The sequence below is a fragment of the Ruegeria sp. BG8 genome (assembly GCF_056538325.1).
Map to the genome: position 1 here is coordinate 93,654 of NZ_JBQFSZ010000008.1, position 20,384 is coordinate 114,037.

Consider the following 20,384-nt stretch of genomic DNA (forward strand, 5'->3'; position numbering starts at 1 on the left):
GCCTGCACTAACGGGCCGGAGGCGAGAGAGATATGCGTATCAGCATAGTTGCGGTCGGGCGATTGCGCGCCGGACCCGAGAAGACCCTGCTTGACGATTACCTGACCCGATTTGACCGGACCGGCCGCGCGCTGGGCCTTGGTCCCGCGCGGGTGATTGAGGTTGAAGACAAGAAAAACGCAGGCATGGCGGCTGAGGCCACGCTGCTGCGCAAAGCGCTGCCCAAGGGCGCAGTGATCTGTACGCTGGATGAACGGGGGCGGGTGATGTCCTCGCCTGATTTCGCCAAAAAGCTGGGCGGATGGCGCGATGCCGGGCGGCAAGATTTGGCGCTGATCATCGGCGGGGCGGATGGAATAGACCCTAATCTGCGGTCGGAGGCGGATTTTTCCATCTCATTCGGGTCGATGGTCTGGCCCCACATGCTGGTCCGTGTGATGCTGGCCGAGCAACTCTATCGGGCCGCAACCATCCTGTCGGGCGGTCCTTATCACCGGGTCTGACATGGCGCAGCTTTTGATCGTTTACCACTCGCGCACCGGCGGGGCCCGGCAGATGGCCGAAGCTGCAGCGGCGGCTGCGCGGGATGAGACAGAGGTCATCCTGAAAACTGCCGATCAGGCCGGACCCGAAGATATGCTACAGGCCGACGGGTACATTTTTTGTGCGCCCGAGAATCTGGCCGCCATTTCGGGTTTAATGAAAGAGTTTTTCGATCGCAGCTACTACCCCGTACTGGGCCGCATCGAAGGCCGCCCCTATGCGCAGATGGTATGTGCTGGGTCCGACGGAGAGAACGCCGCCCGCCAGATGGCGCGCATCGCAACAGGTTGGCGATTGAAAGAGGTGCAGCCACCGCTGATCCTGTGCACGCATGCGCAGACACCCGAAGCTATTCTGGCCGAAAAAACCGTTCCTGCCGACCAATTGGAGAAATGCCGCGAACTTGGCTTAGCATTGGCAGCGGGTTTGGAAATGGGTGTGTTCTGAGGTCAGTTCAGCTGAACCACATAAGTTTCTTCGGCCCAGCCATCTGCGTTGGTGCGCGCCTGAACTTGCACTTGGCTTGTCCCAGCGGGTATTGCGACGCCGCTTAGAGATCGTGTGAAAGGCTGCTCATTCTCGTGCGGGTGGTGCAGTACGCGCATCCCAAGCTCATTTCCATCCATATCCAGTACGCGCCACCCATCGGCATAATCGTCCCAGCCCGTTTCAGGGTGCGAGACAGTCACATCGAATCTCCAGGTCTCACCGCTTGGTTTGGCGGTTACCTTTTCGATGACGGGATCATCGGCGAGGGCGGGTGTGGCCAGCAGGGCCGTCAGAACAAGATATCTCATGGTTTGAACTTAACCTTTTGCGCATGGGCTGGTCATCACGATCCGGTGTTCAAAAGTACGGTGCGCGAATGTGACGCGAATTCGCGCCGGTATAGCATCGCAAGTGTAATCAACGTGCCCAATATCAGTGCAATGGGTCCCAAAATCCATGCTACGGCGGCCAGTGCGAAATAGGTCGCGCGCAGTCCCCGGTTAAAGCTTCGTGCGGCGGTCACGCAAATCTCGGCGGCCTGCGCGGCCCGGGGATACGCAGCGGGATCTTCTGGTTCGTTCGGAACGGCGGCCATGAGCACGGCGCAATACCCGAACAAGCGATGCGCCCAGACGTATTTCAGGAATGCATTTGCCAAAAACAGAAGGATAATCAAAATCTTGACCTCCCACACCAGCGCGGGTGCGGTGCCCAGAGCAAGGTCTTGCGCCAAACCGGCCAGCCGCTCGGTATTGCCCAGCAGGGCCAACCCGCCCCCGATGGCAATCATCGTCGTCGAGGCAAAGAATGTACTGCCTTGCCGCATGGTGCCAACGACCTGCGCATCGAACATGCGCGGCTGGCGCGTCACCATTTCCTTCATCCAGTCGCGGCGGTAGTCATCCATGATCATGCCCACGGATGGTTTTTGCGGTGCTGGGTTTTCGATCCGCCAGCCGATCCACAGCCATGCCGCGATCAGCAGGCCGATGCCAATGAAATCTATGGGTGAGAACGGCAAAGATTGATCAATCCACGACATGAAAGTGACCCTATGATGTGACGGGAGAACTTGCCAGATCGGAAAATTGGTAATATTATTTTACCAAACCGGAGGGCCCGCCATGGAAATGCCAAAGCCAAACCCCGATATTTTAAATCGCAAGGCTGCGGTTTTACGCCGTTTGTTACAGGTCCTGCCTGAGGATGCCGTCATCTATGACCCGGCCGAGACCCGCGCTTATGAGTGCGATGCGCTAACGGCCTATCGCTGTCCACCGATGCTGGCTGTATTGCCCGCAACCACGCAAGAAGTCTCGGACGTTCTGCGGATCTGCAACGAAGAGAGTGTGCCGGTCGTTCCACGCGGGTCCGGTACATCGCTTGCGGGTGGTGCTCTGCCTACGGCTGACTGTGTCATTCTGGGTATCGCGCGCATGAACGAGGTGCTCGAGGTCGACTATGACAACCGTTTCATTCGCGTGCAGACCGGGCGAACAAATCTGAGTGTGACCGGTGCCGTGGAAGAAGATGACTTTTTCTACGCTCCCGACCCGTCATCGCAATTGGCTTGCGCGATCGCAGGCAATATCGCGATGAACTCGGGCGGGGCGCATTGTCTGAAATACGGTGTAACCACGAATAACCTGATGGGTGTGACCATGGTTATGATGGACGGCAGCGTGGTCGAGATCGGGGGTGCGCATCTGGACGCGGGTGGTTTGGATCTGTTGGGTGTTGTTTGCGGATCCGAAGGCCAGTTGGGCGTAGTGACCGAGGCAACCTTGCGCATCCTGCGAAAACCCGAAGGCGCACGGCCTGTTCTGATGGGGTTTGATGACAACGAAGTTGCGGGCCAATGCGTTTCGGACATTATCAAATCGGGTATTCTGCCTGTCGCGATCGAGTTCATGGACACGCTCTGTATCAAGGCGTGTGAGAACTTTGCCCAGGCAGGATACCCGGATTGCCATGCGCTGCTGATCGTTGAGGTCGAGGGGTCCGAAGCCGAGATCGACTATCAGTTGTCGAAAATCATCGAAATTGCCAAACGTCATAACCCGGTTGAATTGCGTGAAAGTCAGTCAGCCGAGGAAAGCGCCAAGATATGGCTGGGTCGCAAATCGGCTTTCGGCGCGATGGGGCAGATGAATGATTATATGTGCCTGGACGGCACGATCCCGGTTTCGTCGCTGCCCGAAGTGCTGCGCCGGATCGGTGAAATGAGCGAGGAATATGGCCTACCTGTTGGTAATGTATTCCACGCAGGTGACGGCAATATGCACCCTTTGATCCTGTTCGACGCAAACAAACCGGGCGATCTGGAAAAGTGTGAGGCGTTCGGTGCGGACATCCTGAAGCTTTGTGTGGATGTCGGTGGCTGTTTGACCGGTGAGCACGGCGTCGGGATCGAAAAGCGGGATCTGATGACCCATCAATACGCGCCCGCCGACCTAGAAGCGCAAATGGCCGTCAAAGATGTCTTTGATCCCAAATGGCTACTGAACCCCGCCAAAGTGTTCCCATTGAGTGCGTCGCAGACACGTCGCGAAACGCCTCTTGCGGCGGAATAATCGGCTCTAACAAAGAAGAATTGTGATGAAACCTGAAAGTGAAGCCGAACTGGCCGACTTGGTGGCTGGGCTGGAACAGCCGGTGCGTATTGCAGGGGGCGGGACACGCGGGATCAATGGCCCTGAGGCCGTGATCGAAACCGGTGGTCTGAGTGGTATTTCCCTTTATGAACCCGGCGCGCTGACGATTGTTGCCCAGGCAGGTACCCCTTTGGCCGAAATTGAGGCCGCGCTGGAGGCCGAAGGGCAGCAACTGGCCTTTGAGCCGATGGATTATCGGGGCTTGCTGGGTACAAATGGTGTGCCGACCATCGGCGGTGTTGTGGCCGCCAATATCTCGGGGCCGCGGCGTATTCAGGCCGGGGCTTGCAGGGATTTCCTGCTGGGTGTGCGCTATGTGGACGGTGCCGGGCAGGTGATCAAAAATGGCGGACGGGTGATGAAGAACGTCACTGGTTATGACCTCGTCAAGCTGATGGCGGGATCATGGGGTACGCTTGGAATATTGACAGAGCTGTCTCTAAAGGTACTGCCCAAGCCCGAAGCAACAGCCACGTTGGCCGTTCAGGTTTCCGACGTTGCATCGGCAATACAAACCTTGTCCGCCGCGCTGAAATCCCCGTTTGAGGTAAGCGGGGCGGCCTTCGCCCCGTCAGAGGGACATGCTCTGCTGCGTGTCGAAGGTTTCACAGACTCGGTCGCATATCGTGTCGAGCAATTGAAATCCGTTCTCTCGGGGTACGGAGATATCAGCCTGCTTGAGAACCCGACGGAACACTGGCGCGCAATCCGCGATGCGTCTGCCTTGCATGGCCAAGATGGCGATGTTTGGCGCATTTCGGTCAAACCCTCGGATGCCCCCACCCTAGCTGCCCAGTTAGAAGCCGAGCAGACGCTGTTCGACTGGGGCGGTGGTCTGGTCTGGGCTCGGGTGCCAGAGGGAACGGATCTGCGACAGAAAATGGGCGCTTTGGACGGGCACGCAACCTTGGTGCGTGCATCAACTGAGACGATCAAGACACTGGGAAGGTTCCAACCTGAGCCCAGTAATATTTCGGCTCTAACAAATGGAATAAGACAGAAATTCGACCCACGCGGTTTGCTCAATCCAGGGCTCATGGGGTAGGCGCATGCAAACGACGTTCACCGAAAAACAGCTTGCTGATCCGGCCATCCAACGGTCAAACGAAATCCTGCGCAACTGTGTGCATTGCGGATTCTGTACGGCGACCTGCCCGACGTATCAGGTGCTCGGCGACGAGTTGGATAGCCCGCGTGGTCGTATCTATCTGATCAAGGATATGCTCGAGAATGAGCGGGTTCCGGATGAAAAGACAGTTAAGCATATCGACCGGTGTCTGTCGTGCTTGGCATGCATGACCACGTGCCCGTCCGGTGTGCACTACATGCATTTGGTCGATCACGCCCGTGAGTATATCGAGCAGAACTACAAACGACCTTTCACGGATCGCGTGCTTCGATGGGTATTGGCCCAAATTCTACCCTATCCAATGCGATTTCGCTGGGCGCTGATCGGTGCCAAGCTGGGCCGTCCGTTCCGGTTTCTGATGCCAGATGCCAGATTGAAGGCCATGCTGGATATGGCCCCGCGGCATATCCCTCCGGTCAGTCGGAATGACGATCCTCAGAGTTTCGCCCCGACCGGACAGCGCAAGAAGCGCGTCGCGCTGATGACCGGATGTGCGCAGAAGGCGTTGAACACGGATATCAACGACGCAACCATCCGTCTGCTGACCCGTCTGGGGTGTGAGGTGGTGGTGGCCGAAGGTGCCGGGTGTTGCGGTGCCTTGACCCACCACATGGGAAAATCCGACGCAAGCCACAAGGCGGCTGCAGCCAATATCCGGTCCTGGACCGCTGAGATGGACGGGCAGGGTCTGGATGCGATCGTCATCAATACTTCGGGGTGCGGCACGACGGTCAAAGACTATGGTCACATGTTCCGCAATGATGCGCTGGCCAAGGACGCCGCGCGTGTTTCTGCGTTGGCGGTGGATGTCAGTGAATTGCTTGTGCAGCTGGATGTGCCGGAAGGCGATGATAAGGACATGACGGTCGCATACCATGCAGCCTGTTCGCTTCAGCATGGTCAAAAAATCAAGACATATCCGAAGGATCTGCTGAAACGGGCTGGGTTCAAAGTTGTCGAGCCCGCGGACAGTCACCTGTGTTGTGGCAGTGCCGGTACGTATAACCTGATGCAGCCAGAGATTTCAGGACAGCTTAAGAACCGCAAGGTTCGCACACTTATGGCCAGTAACCCGGATGTTATTGCCGCAGGTAATATCGGGTGTATGATGCAAATTGGGTCGGCTACCGAAGTCCCGATTCTGCATACGGTGGAACTGTTGGATTGGGCGACCGGAGGCCCGTTACCACGAGCCATGCAGCAGGACCGCAGGCCGGACCGTGAGGTGCCGATCTTAAGGTAGGCTTCTGATGCTGCGATACCGCAGTTGCTTAAAGAAACCGACCGCCAAGCAAGCGCCCTATTTTCGCCCCATGCGGCGCGTAGGAGGATACGTCTAAAGCAACGTCGGAGAACCGCTTGCGACACTGGATTAAGGCACTGACACTGGCGCTTTTGCCAATGACGGCGATGGCGCAGGACTCCAGGCTAAAAAGTCTGGACACGACCGATGCCGGTCGGGCGTGGATGGCAGTTGGCCGACTGGATATTGGTGGCGCAGGGTTTTGCACAGGCACTTTGATCTCGCCGACCCTTGTTCTGACGGCTGCGCATTGTCTGTTTGATAAAGTGACCGGCAAGCAGGTGGATTTGTCCACAGTCGAGTTTCTGGCCGCGTGGCGACTTGGCCGTGCCTCCGCCTATCGGCCCGCGCGCAGGGCCGTGATCCACCCCGAGTACAAGTACGGCGAAGACGACTCGTCGGCACGTATCGGCAGTGACATTGCTCTGGTCGAGCTTTGGCAGCCTATTCGCAACACAACAGTTATTCCATTTGAGACCGGCACCCGCCCCGCACGCGGAGAAGAAGTGGGCGTGGTCTCTTACGCGCAGGACCGCGCCGAAGCCCCGGCTCTGCAAGAGGTGTGCTCGGTCATGACCCGCAGGTCAGACGTCCTGGTCATGTCCTGCGACGTCGAGTTCGGGTCTTCTGGCGCGCCGGTCTTTTCCTTTGAGGGCGAGCGCCCCCGTATCGTGTCCGTCGTGGCCGCCAAGGCCGAGTTCAATGGTCAGCGCGTCGCTGTAGGTACGGCGGTTGATGAGTCAGTGACCCTTCTTCAACGCGAGCTATCCGCCGGGCGCGGGTTGATCGCCACAACTCCACAGGGCGCTGCGACCAACAATGTGGGTGCGCGGTTTATCAAGCCATGATCCGTTTAGTGATAGCCACCCTTTGCCTTGTAGGCCTTGCATCCGCATCCCTTGCGCAGAACTCGAAACGCAAGCTGACCAACCGACAGGATCTCTATGGCTGGGAGGCGGTCGGACGTCTGGACATCGGAAACCGGTCTTTTTGCACGGGAACCCTGATCGCGCCGGATCTGGTTTTGACGGCAGCGCATTGCGCGGTCGACCGTGCCACTGGAATTCCGTATGCGCCCGGGCACGTGACCTTTCGGGCCGGGCTGATCAAAGGAAAGGCTGTGGCCGATCGCCGGGTCGTCCAAATCGCGGTCCACCCCGATTACACCAACGACCCGAACCTTTCCCCGGCCACGGTTCGCGCTGATGTCGCGCTGATGCGCCTAGAACAATCAATCCCGAACACGGTGGCGTATCCGTTTGCGCTGTACAGTGGGCGCGTGACAAATGATGAGGTCAGCATCGCATCCTACGGGCGCGGCCGATCCGAGGCGATCACGCGCGAGCGGTCCTGCCAAATCCTGGAGCGTCGGCAAGGCTTGATCACCTTCAACTGTGACATCACGTTTGGATCGTCGGGCTCGGCTTTGCTGGCCCGAAAAGGCACCCGGTGGCAGATTTTGTCTGTTGTTTCGGCCCTTGGAACAGATGGCCAAAGAAAAGTCGGCTATGGCATGGAGTTGGCAGGGATCGTATCGGAACTCAAGGCCGACATACGCAACGCAGCACCTAAGCCAAAGGCGTCTATTCGCCGATTGCAGGTCGGATCAGACAAGTCCAGCTCGGGCGCGAAATTCATCAGCTCCGGCGGGGGTTGAACTCAACCAAAACATTCCCATCTGATTTGTATCGGGTCGCCACAAATGGGGCCTGACCAATCAACCCGCCCGTCCGTTCGGAGGGCACAATCGTTCATCGCTCTGACATGAGGATACGACACATGCGTAGTTTTGATTTTGCACCGCTGCACCGCGCCACTATTGGTTTTGACCAGATCGCCGACATGATGGACCGCGTTCTGACTAACGACGTCGCGCAGCCCAGCTATCCCCCTTATAACATTGAGAAAACCGATGCCGATACCTATCGTATTTCGGTCGCTGTCGCCGGTTTCTCTGAGGCGGATCTTTCCGTCGAAGTAAAAGAGAATTCACTGGTCGTCGCTGGCAAGAAAGCCGACGAAGACAAAGGACGCAGCTACCTGCACCGCGGTATCGCTACCCGCGCGTTCGAGCGTCGTTTCGCGCTGGCCGACCACGTCCGCGTGACCGGCGCCAGCCATGAGAACGGCATGCTGAATATCGACCTAAAGCGCGAGGTCCCCGAGGCCCTGAAACCGCGCCGGATCGAGATCTCTTCGGCCAACGCCATCGAGAAAGACGTGGTTGACGCCAAGGCCGTGAACTAAGGCCTAAGATAAATCGCGATAGTCCCGCCTCTCAGGACGATCGCAGACTGCACGCCCCGCGTTCCTCCAGACGCGGGGCGTTGTTTTTTGTATTGTCGGGATGTCAGCTATGCGGAGATCTGAGGTTTGTTGGAATTTTTATGATCTCCGCTTTAAGGATCCTCATTCTGTGAGTTCGATGCCATTCGTCCTTAACCAATGGTCGAAGGCGACTACTATCTTTCCATCTTGAGATTCGAACTCTGACTGTGCGTCGCGAGAACCTGAGTATTGAGCTACGTCCAAAATTGGAGTGTCGGCATATAACCCACTCTCCATGTGCATGCGCACCTTTTCTAGCAGTAAATTATTATTTTGGGGTGTGTGAAGGAAATCACCCGACTTGTACCGCTTCCAGTTCTTTAGAATGATCGAACACAAGTAACTTTCGTTCTTTGCAAGTTCTGCATTCCCAAGCCAGTGCCCCATACCCTCGATATCAAAGACGCGAGCGGCGGTTCCTTTGTCGCAGTTCTCCTGCTGCAGAACCCAAGACAGAACTATATCCTCATAGTCATAGTTCCATGTCATGACGACACGATGCCACGTATCGGGCGTCTGCTGGGATAACCAATCAATGGTTTTTTCAGGCTGCCCAGCCTCTAAGACCACGTAGTTTGGATCTTCCCAGTACTTAAAAAGTGCGTCCATCTTTTTCATGTTTTCAACTGTTCCTGTCTCACAATAGACTTCACCGTCCCTCAAGATTCGCCAATAAAAATGCGTTTTTGGACAATTGTATGGCGGGCTTTTTCTAAGCCGAAAACGGCTGCAGGATGCGGTCAACATAGGCACAAAGCAGGAGCTACAATGCAAAGACCCCGCACAATTACGTGCGGGGTCGTTCAATGTTTGGCAAATGGCTTAATTCCCAGCTGAAACCGATCCGATCGACCAGAACATCGTCTCGCCCGAGGCATCGTCGACGCCGTCATTGTCGGTCATCACGAACGCCTCGCCCGAGGGCAGGATGGCCAGACCTTCGATCTTGTCCAGAACATAGCCTCCGGTCGAGGTCAGGTCGGGCAGCAGGTCGCGGACCTCTTCCTTGCTGACCACGGGCAGGTCGCCGCCCAGAGGGGCCGGGGTCATTTCTGACAGAGGGATGCGGTAGACCTTTTTGGTCACCGCACGGTGGTCGTGCTGGTTGTCGCGCTCGATCACGTAAACATGGTCACTGAAGGCCACAATCTCGGACAGACCGACCCAGCCTGTGTCCGGGTCTGCTTTGGGATAGTGCACTGCACCCCATTCCTTGGTTTCAAGGTTATAGGCCACCAGTTTCACGTGGTTTTCAGGGTCGTCCTTCCATTCGCGCTGAACCGCCATCCATAGGGTGTCGCCGACCTTGGTGATGCCTTCAAAGCCAAAGCGTTTCTCGACCGCCATCAACTCGGCAGGCAGGCCGATCTCGCCTTTGCGGTCCTTGATCTTGCCCTCGGCGGAGACATGGTAGATCGCGTGTGGGATCACACGGTCGGTACGGCCTTCGGAGGCGACGTAGAAACCACCTTTGCCGTCCAGCGTGATGCCCTCAAGGTCCAGCTTTTGCGCAGGGTTGCCGTCCTGACGGTGGATGCGGATCACGTCCACGATGCGGGCGGGTTGCTGGCTGGGGTCGATCTTGAAGATCGAGGGCTGGAAGCCGTAGAAGCTGTCATTGACCGCATAGATCATGCCGTCCTCATCCGCGACCAGACCGGACAGAGCACCCCATCCGATCAGCTCATCCGCGCCTGCCGAGGTCAGGTGGGGATAGGTGGCGGGGGCCTCCTGATACGCGAAGATCGACACATGCGCCCGCGGGCCGCCATCTTCGATTAGGTCTTTTTCATTGGCCGAGATCAGCAGGTTCCGCTCGGGGATCGCTACATAGCCTTCCGGGCCGACGCCTGAGGGTAGCAGTTGTTTCAGAACCGGGTTCGCCGGGTCGGTGGCGTCGTATACACCCACGACCGAGGCACGCTCGGCACCCACAAAGATCATCGGTGTGCCGCCGAAGGTGGCTGCGGTCACGCTTTCGGGCTCAACCCCTTTGCTGTCCGAGCGTTTGTCGGGGTAGTGGCCGATCTGGATGATGGCTTTCTCGAAATCGGTGCCGTTCTCGTAAACAACGGTGCCGTCTTTGTGGAAGATCGTCCAACCTCGCGAGCCACCTTCATAGTCGCCTTCGTTGGCGGTGGCAAAGTGGTTGTCGTCGATCCATTTCACCGCGTCAGGCTCGCGCAGGCGGCCCGGCTGGCTTTCGCTGAAGATCAGCGCGCCGCGCTCATCCGTGGCATCGATGCCCTCCAGATCCACGCTACCTGCCGAGAAATGGCTGATGACGGTGCCGTCTTTGGCAACAACCGCGATGTGGTTGTTTTCCTGCAGGGTAACGACGGTCTCACCAAGGCTGTTGATATCCACGAACTCCGGCTCGGGGTCGGTCGGAGCAACCTCGGCCAAGCCGGTTAGTGAGGCCATCTTCATGCCGGAACAATCCAGCGCACCGTCTTTCAGCGGTACCAGTGCCAGCTCACCTGCGGGCAGTTGCGGGATAATGCCGTCGTTCAGGTCTTCGTCGCGCTCATTCTCGATCGCTACGGCGACAAAGCTGGCATCAGGGGCGATGGCGACGCTGTCGGGCTGACCGCCCAGATCACAGGCACCGGTCTGTGTCTTGCCCGCGATATCGACGGAGATCAGCTTACCCGATGGGGCAGTATAGCTTTCCGAGGTGTTCACGCCAACAAAAGCGGTCGCGCCAACGATCCCAACGGATGTCGGTTCACCACCCACCTCCATCGCTCCCAGAGGCGCGGGTTTTGCGGGGTCGGTGATGTCGATCATGCCAATCACACCCAGCGGGCTGTCGGTGTAAACCAGCGTCATGCCATCTGCGGTAGCCGCGATGATCTCGGGCGAGGTCTCACGGTTGGTATCCGCGCCCTCGGCCATGTTCTTGACGACGGGGAAGGATGCAATTCGGTTGAAATTCATCTCTGCCATGGCCTGACCAGCTGTCAGGGCAAGGGCAGATGTCAGGCAGACAAAGCGCAATGACATCGGGTTCTATCCTCTCTCAGTTGGATGAAAGGGGGATGACCGCGGGTCATTGCAGGGATGTGACAGTTTGTTTGCAGTTTTGTGACAAACCAAAAGGTCCCGGTTTTTAAACCGGGACCAAAACGGATCAGACCGAGAGACAGACGTATTTCATCTCAAGATAGTCTTCCATTCCGTGGTGGCTGCCTTCGCGCCCGAGGCCGGATTGCTTAACGCCACCAAACGGTCCCAGCTCGGATGAGATAATGCCTGTGTTCACGCCGACGATGCCATATTCCAGCGCCTCGGCCACTTTGTAGACGCGGCTGAGATCCTTGGCATAGAAATAGGAGGCAAGACCAAAGATCGTGTCATTTGCCATTGCGATCACGTCGTCTTCGTCCTCAAACTTGAAGAGCGGCGCAAGCGGTCCAAAGGTTTCTTCCTGCGCGACTTTCATGTCTTGTGTGACGCCTGTGACAATCGTGGGCTGAAAGAACGTACCGCCCAAATCATGGGGCAATCCACCGGTCAGAACAGACCCGCCCTTGGCTGTTGCGTCCTCGATGTGGTCCTGAACCTTGGCAACCGCCTTGGCATTGATCAGCGGGCCGGTTGTGACTCCGTCAGACAACCCATCACCGACCGAAAGCGCCTCGGTCGCGGCTTTCAGTTTTGCTGCGAAGGCATCGTAAACCCCCGCCTGAACATAGATGCGGTTTGCACAGACGCAGGTCTGACCGTTGTTGCGGAATTTGCACATCATCGCGCCTTCGACCGCGGCATCCAGATCGGCATCGTCGAACACGATGAACGGGGCATTGCCCCCCAACTCCATCGAGCATTTCATGACCTGATCTGCAGCTTGCCGCAGCAGGATGCGACCAACCTGAGTTGACCCGGTGAAAGTCAGTTTTCGAACGCCGGGGTTTTCGCAGAATTCTTTGCCGATTTCGCTGGCATTCAAGGATGGCAGGACGTTGAAAACACCAGCCGGGATGCCCGCCTGATCGGCCAGAACAGCCAGTGCCAGTGCAGACAGCGGTGTTTCCTCGGACGGACGGGCCACGAAGGCACATCCGGCAGCCAGCGCTGGTGCGGCCTTGCGGGTAATCATTGCGTTGGGAAAATTCCATGGCGTGATCGAAGCAGCCACGCCGATCGGCTGCTTCAGGACCATGATCCGTTTGTCCCGCTGATGGCCCGGAATCGTCTCACCATAGACGCGCTTGGCCTCTTCGCCGAAGAACTCGATGAACGATGCGCCATAGCCGATCTCTCCAATCGCCTCGGCCAGCGGTTTGCCCTGTTCTGCAGTCAGGATCTTGCCCAGATCCTCGGCGTTTTCCATCATCAGATCAAACCAGCGGCGCAGGATCGCTGCACGTTCCTTGCCGGTCAGCTTGGCCCATTCTTTTTGCGCCGTTTCGGCCTGCGCAATCGCGCCGGCAACCTGAGCGCGGCTCAGGTCTGCCACTTCGGCGACCACGTCACCGCGTGCCGGGTTCGTGACGGCAAAGGTGCCATTCTCGCCCTCGACCCATTGCCCGCCGATATAGGCATTGGTCGCCAGCAGGTCGGGGTTCTTGAGGATGGATTTCAGGTCGGTTGTTGCGTCCAGCATGGGTCAGCCTCCGGCAGGAATTGTATCTCGCGCACACAAACAGGTGGGGTGTGGAATGTCTATGTCCACTGTTCGCAGCAGATCAATCCAGATTTGATCATAAGCCACAACTTTGACGGGCAGATCGCGCCTATCTTTTTCAAGCAGAGTTTGCCACAGTTCTGGGGAATTTTGGGCTTCAGGGGATGTAAATAGTCGTAACATTCCCTATGTTATTGGGTAATTGAATAAAAAAGGGGATAGTGCAGATGTCGAACCATCAATTTGACGCCTTGATTGAAGAAACGCAGACCAAAGTCCGCGAAAGCCAGTCGCAGATCGAAAGCCTGACCTCGCGGATTGACGCGGCACGGGCCAAGATCGGCACCGCCGAAGCTGATATCGACATTGAAAACGCCACCCTCGAAGATGTACACGCCCATACCGAGGTGATGAACGCCAATATCGCCGAGCTGATCATGGGGCTGGACGACGTCACCAACGCGTTCTCCAAAGACTTTGACGAGATGCGCTCGAAAACCGGGTGGGAGTCGTTTGTTGGCATCTTTGCCAAAGGCAAATCCGAGTCGATGCGGCAGGAACGGATGCGCACCGCCAATATCGACGACAAATTGCAGGATCTGATCGCCAAATCCGATGTGATCGTGAAGCTGCTGGAGGGCCAACTGTCCGTGCTGGAAGAACAGCGCGTCAAGGTCGAGGAAAACCTGACCGGCACGCTGGACGACCGTGAGGCGACAGTGGCCGAATTGGAAGCACTGCGTACCGAGATCCAAGGCATGGATCCGACAATCATCACACTGGAAAACAAGATCAGCGTCGAACAGGATGCTGCTGCTCGGACCCAGTTAGAGACTGAATTGGCCGAACTGAACAAGCAATACAACTCCAAGGTTCAGGAAGAACAGGTCAAGCTGGCCAAATCGCAAACGCTGGAGCGCTATATCGAAAAGGGCAAAACCTGGGTCGACTCACTACAGAACCAGGCGGCGACGCAGATGGTGCTGATCAACAAGTTGCAGACAGACACGCAACAGCGCGTGGTGCTGTATGACGCCCTGACCAAATCGCTGAAAACCGCGCAGCAGCAGGACGTCGCCCACCGCATCAACGAGATCGGAGTGCAAACGGATCAAGAGGCGCAAACCGCCATGGCCGCCATCGGCACCGCGACCAACCAGAAAATGGCCGACATGCTTGAGGCGCATGAGGACCACATGGTCTTTGCCCGCGACGTGCTGGAGAAAAAGGCCAAGGCGGATGAACGCTTTGCTCGCCGCTTTGCCTCGATTGTCGAGAAGCATGATAAGAATTTGTATGGCGGATGAAGCGGTTTAGCCAAAAAGACTTTAGGCTGCTCAGAATTGGCGTCTTTTTCGTGGTTTGGCCGTTCCCTGTCTATGGCCTAACGGCCCTTCTGCATGAAATCGGTGTCGATGGCGGAGCTTATAAGCTGCTCGGCTTCCTCACTCTATATGTCGGGCCGGGTAGTGTAATCTTCGGGCTTATCATCTTCGCATTGTACCTGATCTCGGAAGTTCTTCTCTTGCCTTGGCGGCTTCATCAATGCCGCACAAACGGGTGTAATAAATCTGCCAATGACTAACCCCACCCAAGATCATGTCGGCCTAACCGACACCTTCGCCTCGCGCCGCTATTTCCGCAAATTTGAGGTGATCACCGTCCACCTCCTGCGCGTGGCCGCGACGATGGAGGCCGAAGGCGCAATCAGCAAGCAAGAGGTGCGGATCGTGTCGCGCTACCTCTCGGGGTTGCTCTATACGTTCCGGGCACTGTCCATGAAATACCTGCTGGTTGGGCGTGATACGGGGCGGTTCTTTGGCAGCCTTGCCATGGACAAGCGCGACAGCGGGTTTCCGGTGGCGGCTGAGCTGCTGACCATGGCCAATGACGCGCAACAGGCGCAGGTGCATCTGGCGAATATGCCCTCGGTCGATGACCTGAAAACCGATATGGTGCGCACGATTATCGGGGATCAGGAAATCCCCACCAAGCTGCAATTCGCGCTGTCCCAACGGCTCTATTACGAGGAATTGCTGAAAGGGCAACTGTTCTGGGCCCGCAACGATCCCGAATGTCATTGGATCGGCAACGAAGGGGAAAGGCGCAAATTCCTGATCCACTGGGCGGTCTATGACAGCCAGATCAACCTGCCGGTCATCTACCTGATGCAGTTGGAGGATAGCGGCAAAACTGCCCTGCCCAAAGACCAGCGCCGCTGGCCCGCCGTGCAGGCACATCTTATGGCGCAGTCCTTGGGCGGGTTAAAGCTGGTGACGATTGCCAAGGGGTTCGATCAGGACTTCGACGACCTGCACCCGAAGCATTTGCGCCGCATCCATGTGGGGCCGATGTATTCCTCGGCCTACACTGAGCAATCCGGCCCGCTGCGGCAGGTGTTGGGCGACGCACAGGCACCGGTGGGGCAGGACTGGGCCTTGGCCTGGACCCTGGAGGAGCTAGAAAGCGAAGACGTGACCCAGGAACGTGCCGGGTGGTTTTCAACTGTCGACCGCGAGATATTCGCGTTGGACCCGTTCGGAGGACAAGGGGCCGAGACGGGGGCAACCCGGACCCAAAGGTCGATCATTCTGCCCCAACGCCCGTTTCAAGTGCTGGCCGAGCGCAACCCGCCGGGGTTCGTGGACGTGCGCAAGTTTGTGGTCAGCAAAACCGGGCAGGTTTTGAGGTATTGAGCAAATCAAAGGCGATTTTGAAATGAGTTTGACGTCAGACCAAATGGAATTGCGCGAAGACGATATTCGCAAGCACTATCCTGCTGCGACCGCCTTGCTGAACGGCTTTGAACACGCGCCTCGGATTGCGAAACCGGTTGAAGCAGCGGTCGAGCGTTCACCCGGAGTATCGACGGGGCGGCGGTTTCGCTCGACAACGCCGGGCTTGGTGACCCGGCGCACGGCGCGCGCTGATGGGGTGCATCTGGTTGATCGGATTGAGGCATCGGACGAGGGCGATACGCTGGTTTCGCCGCCGCAGGCAGTCACCCAGCAAGCCGTGCGTCGCGCGATTTCCATCGCCTTTGCTGTTGCCGAAGCTTATGCCGAGCAAACTCCGCTGGCCGACCTGAAACGGGCCAATCTGGCCGGAGATTTACCTGCCGCGCGCAAGACCGAGTTTTCGGAACTGCTGACGGCCGAGGCATTGATCACCTCGCATACATTCGGCAACGCATTGGCCTATTTGATGTCCTCGCATTTAGGCGAGACTACCGTCGATATCGGCGAAATTGAGGAGGTTCTGACCGACAATGGCCAACTTGCGCTGCACGGCGCGCTGTGGGAACTGGATCAGATGTTGGCCAAGCACGCCCCCGATGATGCGCATTTGATTGCGGCCACCAGCGCCTATGCCGAGCAACTGATGGATAAGGCGGCCCTGCGCGCGCAGTCCGCCGGCCGTCTGGCCCCGTTCCAGAACGCCGCCTGGCATATCGAGGCCGACGATCTGACGATCCGGGGGTTTGAACCGGCCTCAAAGGCCAAATCCACCACCCTTACCATGACGTTCAAGAAACCGAAAGAAGTGGTGGGCAACCATATCGCCAAGTATCAGGCGATGAAGCTGGCCAAGATGCTGATGGCCTATGATTTCGACCGCCGCCTGAACCCGTTTGCGGAACTCGGCGGGTTCATCTTCACCTTCATGGGCGACGGCAAACCGGGCACCGGCAAGACCACACTGATCCAGATGATGGCGGGGCTGATTAACGACTACTGCCAAAACGCGGGCTACCCGTTCCGCTATCAGAACTTGAGCACCGACAATATCGACAGCTATCAGGGCAAGTCCGGTCAGAACGCTAAGGCGTTTATCAACACGATCATTGATCCCTCGCTCATCGGGTTCGGCACCATCGATGATATCGACCAGCTTGCGGGCAAGCGCGGTGACCGGCAGTCCTCAGCCGGGCAACTGGAAATCACCGCCGTGCTGATGGAGAGCTTTGCGGGTGCCAACACCGTCGTGCGCGGCAACTGCACCTTTGGCATGTTCTCGAACTACCCCGAGAACGTGGACGACGCCCTGCGCCAACGGGCGGGCGCGCGGTTCCTGGTGGACGGGCCGCAGACGCGCGAGGATTACATCGACATCCTGCACCTGCTGATGGGCCGCAACCACGACATACCCTTGGGGGAACACGACGCCTATGCCGCGCAGGAGATCAAGAAGGCCGTCGCCGCCAGTTTCGAAAGCCATTCCCGCCCGCATGAGGATGCCTTGTTGCAGGTCTATGACCGTGTTTCTGGTGAGATCGGCCAGATGGACACGATCGCCAAGCTGGGTACCTACCTCAAGGCGATCCAACAGGCGGATGAACGTTTCACCGGCCGCGCGATCAAGAACATCACCGACGCGGTCAAGGTCCGCGCGATGGATTTCGAACTGCCCGACGAATGGATGGAGAACCCTGACCTGTTCCTGTTCCGCGATTACGACACCAAGAAGGCCTTGATCGAGGACCTGCGCCAGCCGATCACGGTCGAGATGGTTATTCAAGAGATCAACCGCTACGCCGACAGCGAATTCCGCTATGCCGACAAGAGCGACGAGGTCGCCATCGAAAACGCCGTGCGTGAGATGGGCCGGATGGAAGAGGCTAAGCGACGGTATCTGGAGGGCAAGGGGTGACGGTTGCTCTGGTCCTGCAAACAAACTGTTTAGATCAGTTAGCTGATATGCCTTCACGTTTTCTTGGTCGGTCGTTGTTACCGCATGTGATCACGCAGACTTTGAGCGTCAGAGCGCACACCGATGCGCTCTGTCAGTCAAAGGAGGCAACGACATGACATTAACACTCGCAATCACTGGTTTGGCCCTTGTTTTGGGTCTGATTCTGCCTTTGCGTTGGGGCGTATTCGGATTTTTGGCCGCCGTGGCGGTACTGTTTCTCACTCAGTTTGGCGTGAACGCAGGCAGTGGGTTCGAGGGGACATCGTGGGAAGAGTCGCTGATCCTGTTTGAAGGCAGCGTGGTGTCTTACATCGGGTTCAACCTGCAGATTACAGCACGGGCATTTGCGTTGCCGCTGTTGGTATTGGCGGTCGTGGTTGTTGCTCGGTTCCAGAGGAGTGGATGAAACACGTGGCGCAAAGTACGAAAAACCAACTCGACGCCGAGTTCCGCTATGCCGATGATAGCGACGGCGTCGCATATCGAAAACGTGGCGTGTGAGATGGGTAGAATTAAGGAGACCAAGCGGCGGTATTTGGAGGGGAAGGGGTGAGCGGCGGTCTGGAAGTTCTTATCTTCGTCTTATCCAGCATGGCGGTGTCCTGCCTTGTTGGCTGGCATATAGGAAAAATAACATCAAAAAAACTAAAACGACTTAGGCTTCGCGCAATATTGATTACTGTGGCTTTGTTTTTCACACTCGTCCCCCTCGCTCCAGTAGCCGTATCAATCGTTTTGACGGGAGGTGTAAAAAGCTTTGACTACTTTCTAAGCATCTGGGCACTTTCGATATACATTGTTCTTGTTATTACACTGTCCGGAAGTGTTTTCGTTTGGGCAATATTGCTCTTAAGCGTCTTGTTTTGTCTCGCAACGCTTTCAATCAGTCGGCGTAATTCTGGTAACGGAGATTTGTTCTCAGAACATCAATTGGTCCGAATGGCTCAACAGGAAGAATTTCTCTGGAGCGTTGAGGAAAAGAACGCACGACAGGAAACGGGAAGATGATCCGCCTCATCGAAAAAGGCCTGATGTTCGGAAACCTCGTCCACATCTCCAGCCCGGCCTTGGTCGAGCGGTATAACCGCGCGTTGCAGCATCTGGCTGGTAAGACCACTCAGCTGACGGATTTTCATGTCGATATCTCGGGCTATTCCCCTGAGATCGGTCAGGAGTTGGAGGATCCGCTCTACCTCAATCCCAATGGGGTCAACCGGCAGTTCATTCTGCTGACGACCGAGCAGAAACGCGCGCCGCTGCTGAACGTCAAATTCTCGACCTCGCGCGATATTTTGCGCGAATTCATCGAGATGAACGAGGCGCAACTGTTCGCCCTTACCGCCACGGATGCAGTTGCCGGAGAGCTGGTGAACTCGGTCTTCAAACTCACGACACCCGCCGAGCTGTTGAGTTTGCGAAAGATTGAGATTGAGGCGGACACCGTCGGCGGTACCCTCCGCAAAGCCGAGCAACTGGCGGGCATGGTCGAACGCTTCAAAACCGAAGAGGACGCCTGGTTTGACGACGTGCTGATCGCAAAGATGATCAAAACGGCGCAGGAAACGGGCGACGTGACCCGCAACCCGGTTCGCCTGCGCCACACAACGTTTGAACAGTGTAATTTCTGGACGGCGCATTTCGGCGGGCTCTATCTTTTTCCTGATCTGGATTACCCGGCCGCGATTTGTATGAGTGATCGGCCAGAAAAACTGCCGATCGACCATGTTTTTGACCTTTCGCAACGGCACCGAATTGCGGCCTTCCTGAACGACAACGGTCTGGTTGAAACGATCATTGAGGCGCGCGGTGTGAATTCGGCTGCCGTTCTACAGCAAAAGATGGATTTTCTGACCATCCATGCGGCGGCCGACGCGGGTGTCGATCTGACGGGGCTGGATCGCAGCGATATGCGGCGGCTGGCCCGCAACCATGCCGATCAACTGCCAGAGGCTTACCAGGGTCTTGCTGAATTGTTGCGCTGGGCAAGTGATGGCGGGCCGTGGCCGCGTATCACCTCGGATCATCCGGCTTATTTCTATACATTGCGTGCGGCGGATACACCGAACCGCGATTTGGTGAACATGCTTTTGGCCGAGCTTGCTCCGCTTGACCCGCGTCAGATGTTCATCTGCCACAAAGAGCTGTTTTACAGTACGTACAAAACCTGGTCAGACAGCAAGAAAGCTTATGTTGCCGACTTCCTTGCGCGTGAGTATCAGGTAGACAAAGCAGGTGCGCGCGCGGCTCTTTATGGTCATGAACCCGATATGAGCGGCGACCGGGTCAGCGACGACATTATCGCGCGCGTTGGTCCTTGGGGCGCGGTTGGGAGAAGTTAGATGTTTGTGGCACTGCGTTTTCTGGTTCCCTTACTGATCTTCCTGACCATTCTGTACGTCGGAGTGTCGCTCTATTCACGATGGGTGCGACGCGGTAAATTGATCGCGCATTGGGAAAAAAAGGGGCTGTCAGGGGACCGGGACGCTTTTGTCCGGCGCGGATTGGAAAAATATGATGGATCATTTCGCCGAAAACTGATCCTAGGGATTTACGTTGTCCCGCTGGGTCTGATCGCAATCCTGATTTATGTATCGAATTTCATGTGAGGGTTTCGCA

20 protein-coding genes are annotated in these 20,384 nt (G+C 57.0%); 15 read left to right on the forward strand and 5 right to left on the reverse strand.

Annotated features, from left to right (window positions below):
- The first annotated feature begins 32 nt into the window (after positions 1-32).
- Positions 33-503, forward strand: coding sequence for a 23S rRNA (pseudouridine(1915)-N(3))-methyltransferase RlmH (gene rlmH, locus ACR0DG_RS15600; RefSeq protein WP_480698332.1), 471 nt, complete (start codon positions 33-35; stop codon positions 501-503).
- 1 nt (position 504) lies between these two features.
- Positions 505-990: a flavodoxin family protein gene (locus ACR0DG_RS15605; RefSeq protein ID WP_480698330.1), complete on the forward strand. Its 486-nt coding sequence runs from the start codon at positions 505-507 to the stop codon at positions 988-990.
- Between the two features lie 2 nt (positions 991-992).
- On the opposite strand, the gene ACR0DG_RS15610 is transcribed toward ACR0DG_RS15605, so the two are convergent.
- Together ACR0DG_RS15610 and ACR0DG_RS15615 are read right to left on the reverse strand one after the other, a co-directional pair.
- Entirely contained in the window at positions 993-1,340 is a 348-nt protein-coding gene (locus ACR0DG_RS15610; RefSeq protein ID WP_480698328.1) for a hypothetical protein, read from the reverse strand.
- 35 nt (positions 1,341-1,375) lie between these two features.
- Positions 1,376-2,074 (reverse strand): DUF599 domain-containing protein, encoded by a 699-nt coding sequence (locus ACR0DG_RS15615; RefSeq protein ID WP_480698326.1) that lies wholly within the window; start codon positions 2,072-2,074, stop codon positions 1,376-1,378.
- 82 nt (positions 2,075-2,156) lie between these two features.
- On the opposite strand from ACR0DG_RS15615, the gene ACR0DG_RS15620 reads away from it, so the two are divergent.
- The 6 genes from ACR0DG_RS15620 (at position 2,157) to ACR0DG_RS15645 (ending at position 8,365) form a co-directional block, all read left to right on the forward strand.
- Positions 2,157-3,605: an FAD-linked oxidase C-terminal domain-containing protein gene (locus ACR0DG_RS15620; protein ID WP_480698324.1), complete on the forward strand. Its 1,449-nt coding sequence runs from the start codon at positions 2,157-2,159 to the stop codon at positions 3,603-3,605.
- A gap of 25 nt (positions 3,606-3,630) precedes the next feature.
- On the forward strand, positions 3,631-4,731 hold the full coding sequence (locus ACR0DG_RS15625; RefSeq protein WP_480698322.1) for an FAD-binding protein: 1,101 nt from the start codon (positions 3,631-3,633) through the stop codon (positions 4,729-4,731).
- 4 nt (positions 4,732-4,735) lie between these two features.
- A complete protein-coding gene (gene glcF / locus ACR0DG_RS15630) occupies positions 4,736-6,058 on the forward strand; it encodes a glycolate oxidase subunit GlcF (protein ID WP_480698320.1) in 1,323 nt (440 codons plus the stop codon).
- A 116-nt stretch (positions 6,059-6,174) separates the two neighbouring features.
- Entirely contained in the window at positions 6,175-6,966 is a 792-nt protein-coding gene (locus tag ACR0DG_RS15635) for a trypsin-like serine peptidase (protein WP_480698318.1), read from the forward strand.
- Entirely contained in the window at positions 6,963-7,775 is an 813-nt protein-coding gene (locus ACR0DG_RS15640) for a trypsin-like serine peptidase (protein WP_480698316.1), read from the forward strand. Before ACR0DG_RS15635 ends, ACR0DG_RS15640 begins: the two co-directional genes overlap by 4 nt.
- A 122-nt stretch (positions 7,776-7,897) precedes the next feature.
- Positions 7,898-8,365: an Hsp20 family protein gene (locus ACR0DG_RS15645; RefSeq protein WP_480698314.1), complete on the forward strand. Its 468-nt coding sequence runs from the start codon at positions 7,898-7,900 to the stop codon at positions 8,363-8,365.
- Between the two features lie 162 nt (positions 8,366-8,527).
- Here ACR0DG_RS15645 and ACR0DG_RS15650 read toward each other — a convergent pair whose 3' ends face one another.
- The 3 genes from ACR0DG_RS15650 to ACR0DG_RS15660 form a co-directional block, all read right to left on the reverse strand.
- The gene (locus ACR0DG_RS15650) at positions 8,528-9,064 is read right to left on the reverse strand and encodes a DUF4274 domain-containing protein (RefSeq protein WP_480698312.1); all 537 of its coding nucleotides are present in this window, start codon (positions 9,062-9,064) and stop codon (positions 8,528-8,530) included.
- 204 nt (positions 9,065-9,268) lie between these two features.
- Positions 9,269-11,452, reverse strand: coding sequence for an esterase-like activity of phytase family protein (locus ACR0DG_RS15655; protein ID WP_480698310.1), 2,184 nt, complete (start codon positions 11,450-11,452; stop codon positions 9,269-9,271).
- Between the two features lie 127 nt (positions 11,453-11,579).
- On the reverse strand, positions 11,580-13,055 hold the full coding sequence (locus ACR0DG_RS15660) for an NAD-dependent succinate-semialdehyde dehydrogenase (protein ID WP_480698308.1): 1,476 nt from the start codon (positions 13,053-13,055) through the stop codon (positions 11,580-11,582).
- A 248-nt stretch (positions 13,056-13,303) separates the two neighbouring features.
- Here ACR0DG_RS15660 and ACR0DG_RS15665 point away from each other — a divergent pair, with 248 nt between their 5' ends.
- From ACR0DG_RS15665 to ACR0DG_RS15695, 7 genes are all read left to right on the forward strand, one after another.
- Positions 13,304-14,383 (forward strand): hypothetical protein, encoded by a 1,080-nt coding sequence (locus ACR0DG_RS15665; protein ID WP_480698306.1) that lies wholly within the window; start codon positions 13,304-13,306, stop codon positions 14,381-14,383.
- 270 nt (positions 14,384-14,653) lie between these two features.
- Entirely contained in the window at positions 14,654-15,772 is a 1,119-nt protein-coding gene (locus ACR0DG_RS15670; protein ID WP_480698304.1) for a hypothetical protein, read from the forward strand.
- 22 nt (positions 15,773-15,794) lie between these two features.
- Positions 15,795-17,726 carry an AAA family ATPase gene (locus ACR0DG_RS15675; protein ID WP_480698302.1) on the forward strand — a complete coding sequence of 644 codons (1,932 nt, stop codon included), beginning with the start codon at positions 15,795-15,797 and terminating at the stop codon, positions 17,724-17,726.
- A gap of 154 nt (positions 17,727-17,880) precedes the next feature.
- On the forward strand, positions 17,881-18,174 hold the full coding sequence (locus ACR0DG_RS15680) for a hypothetical protein (RefSeq protein ID WP_480698300.1): 294 nt from the start codon (positions 17,881-17,883) through the stop codon (positions 18,172-18,174).
- A 143-nt stretch (positions 18,175-18,317) separates the two neighbouring features.
- Complete coding sequence (locus tag ACR0DG_RS15685; RefSeq protein WP_480698298.1) at positions 18,318-18,776, forward strand: hypothetical protein; 459 nt, start codon at positions 18,318-18,320, stop codon at positions 18,774-18,776.
- Positions 18,773-20,107: a DUF6638 family protein gene (locus ACR0DG_RS15690; RefSeq protein WP_480698296.1), complete on the forward strand. Its 1,335-nt coding sequence runs from the start codon at positions 18,773-18,775 to the stop codon at positions 20,105-20,107. The genes ACR0DG_RS15685 and ACR0DG_RS15690 overlap by 4 nt, the downstream gene beginning before the upstream one ends.
- Positions 20,108-20,374: a hypothetical protein gene (locus ACR0DG_RS15695; RefSeq protein ID WP_480698294.1), complete on the forward strand. Its 267-nt coding sequence runs from the start codon at positions 20,108-20,110 to the stop codon at positions 20,372-20,374.
- Positions 20,375-20,384 lie beyond the last annotated feature (10 nt).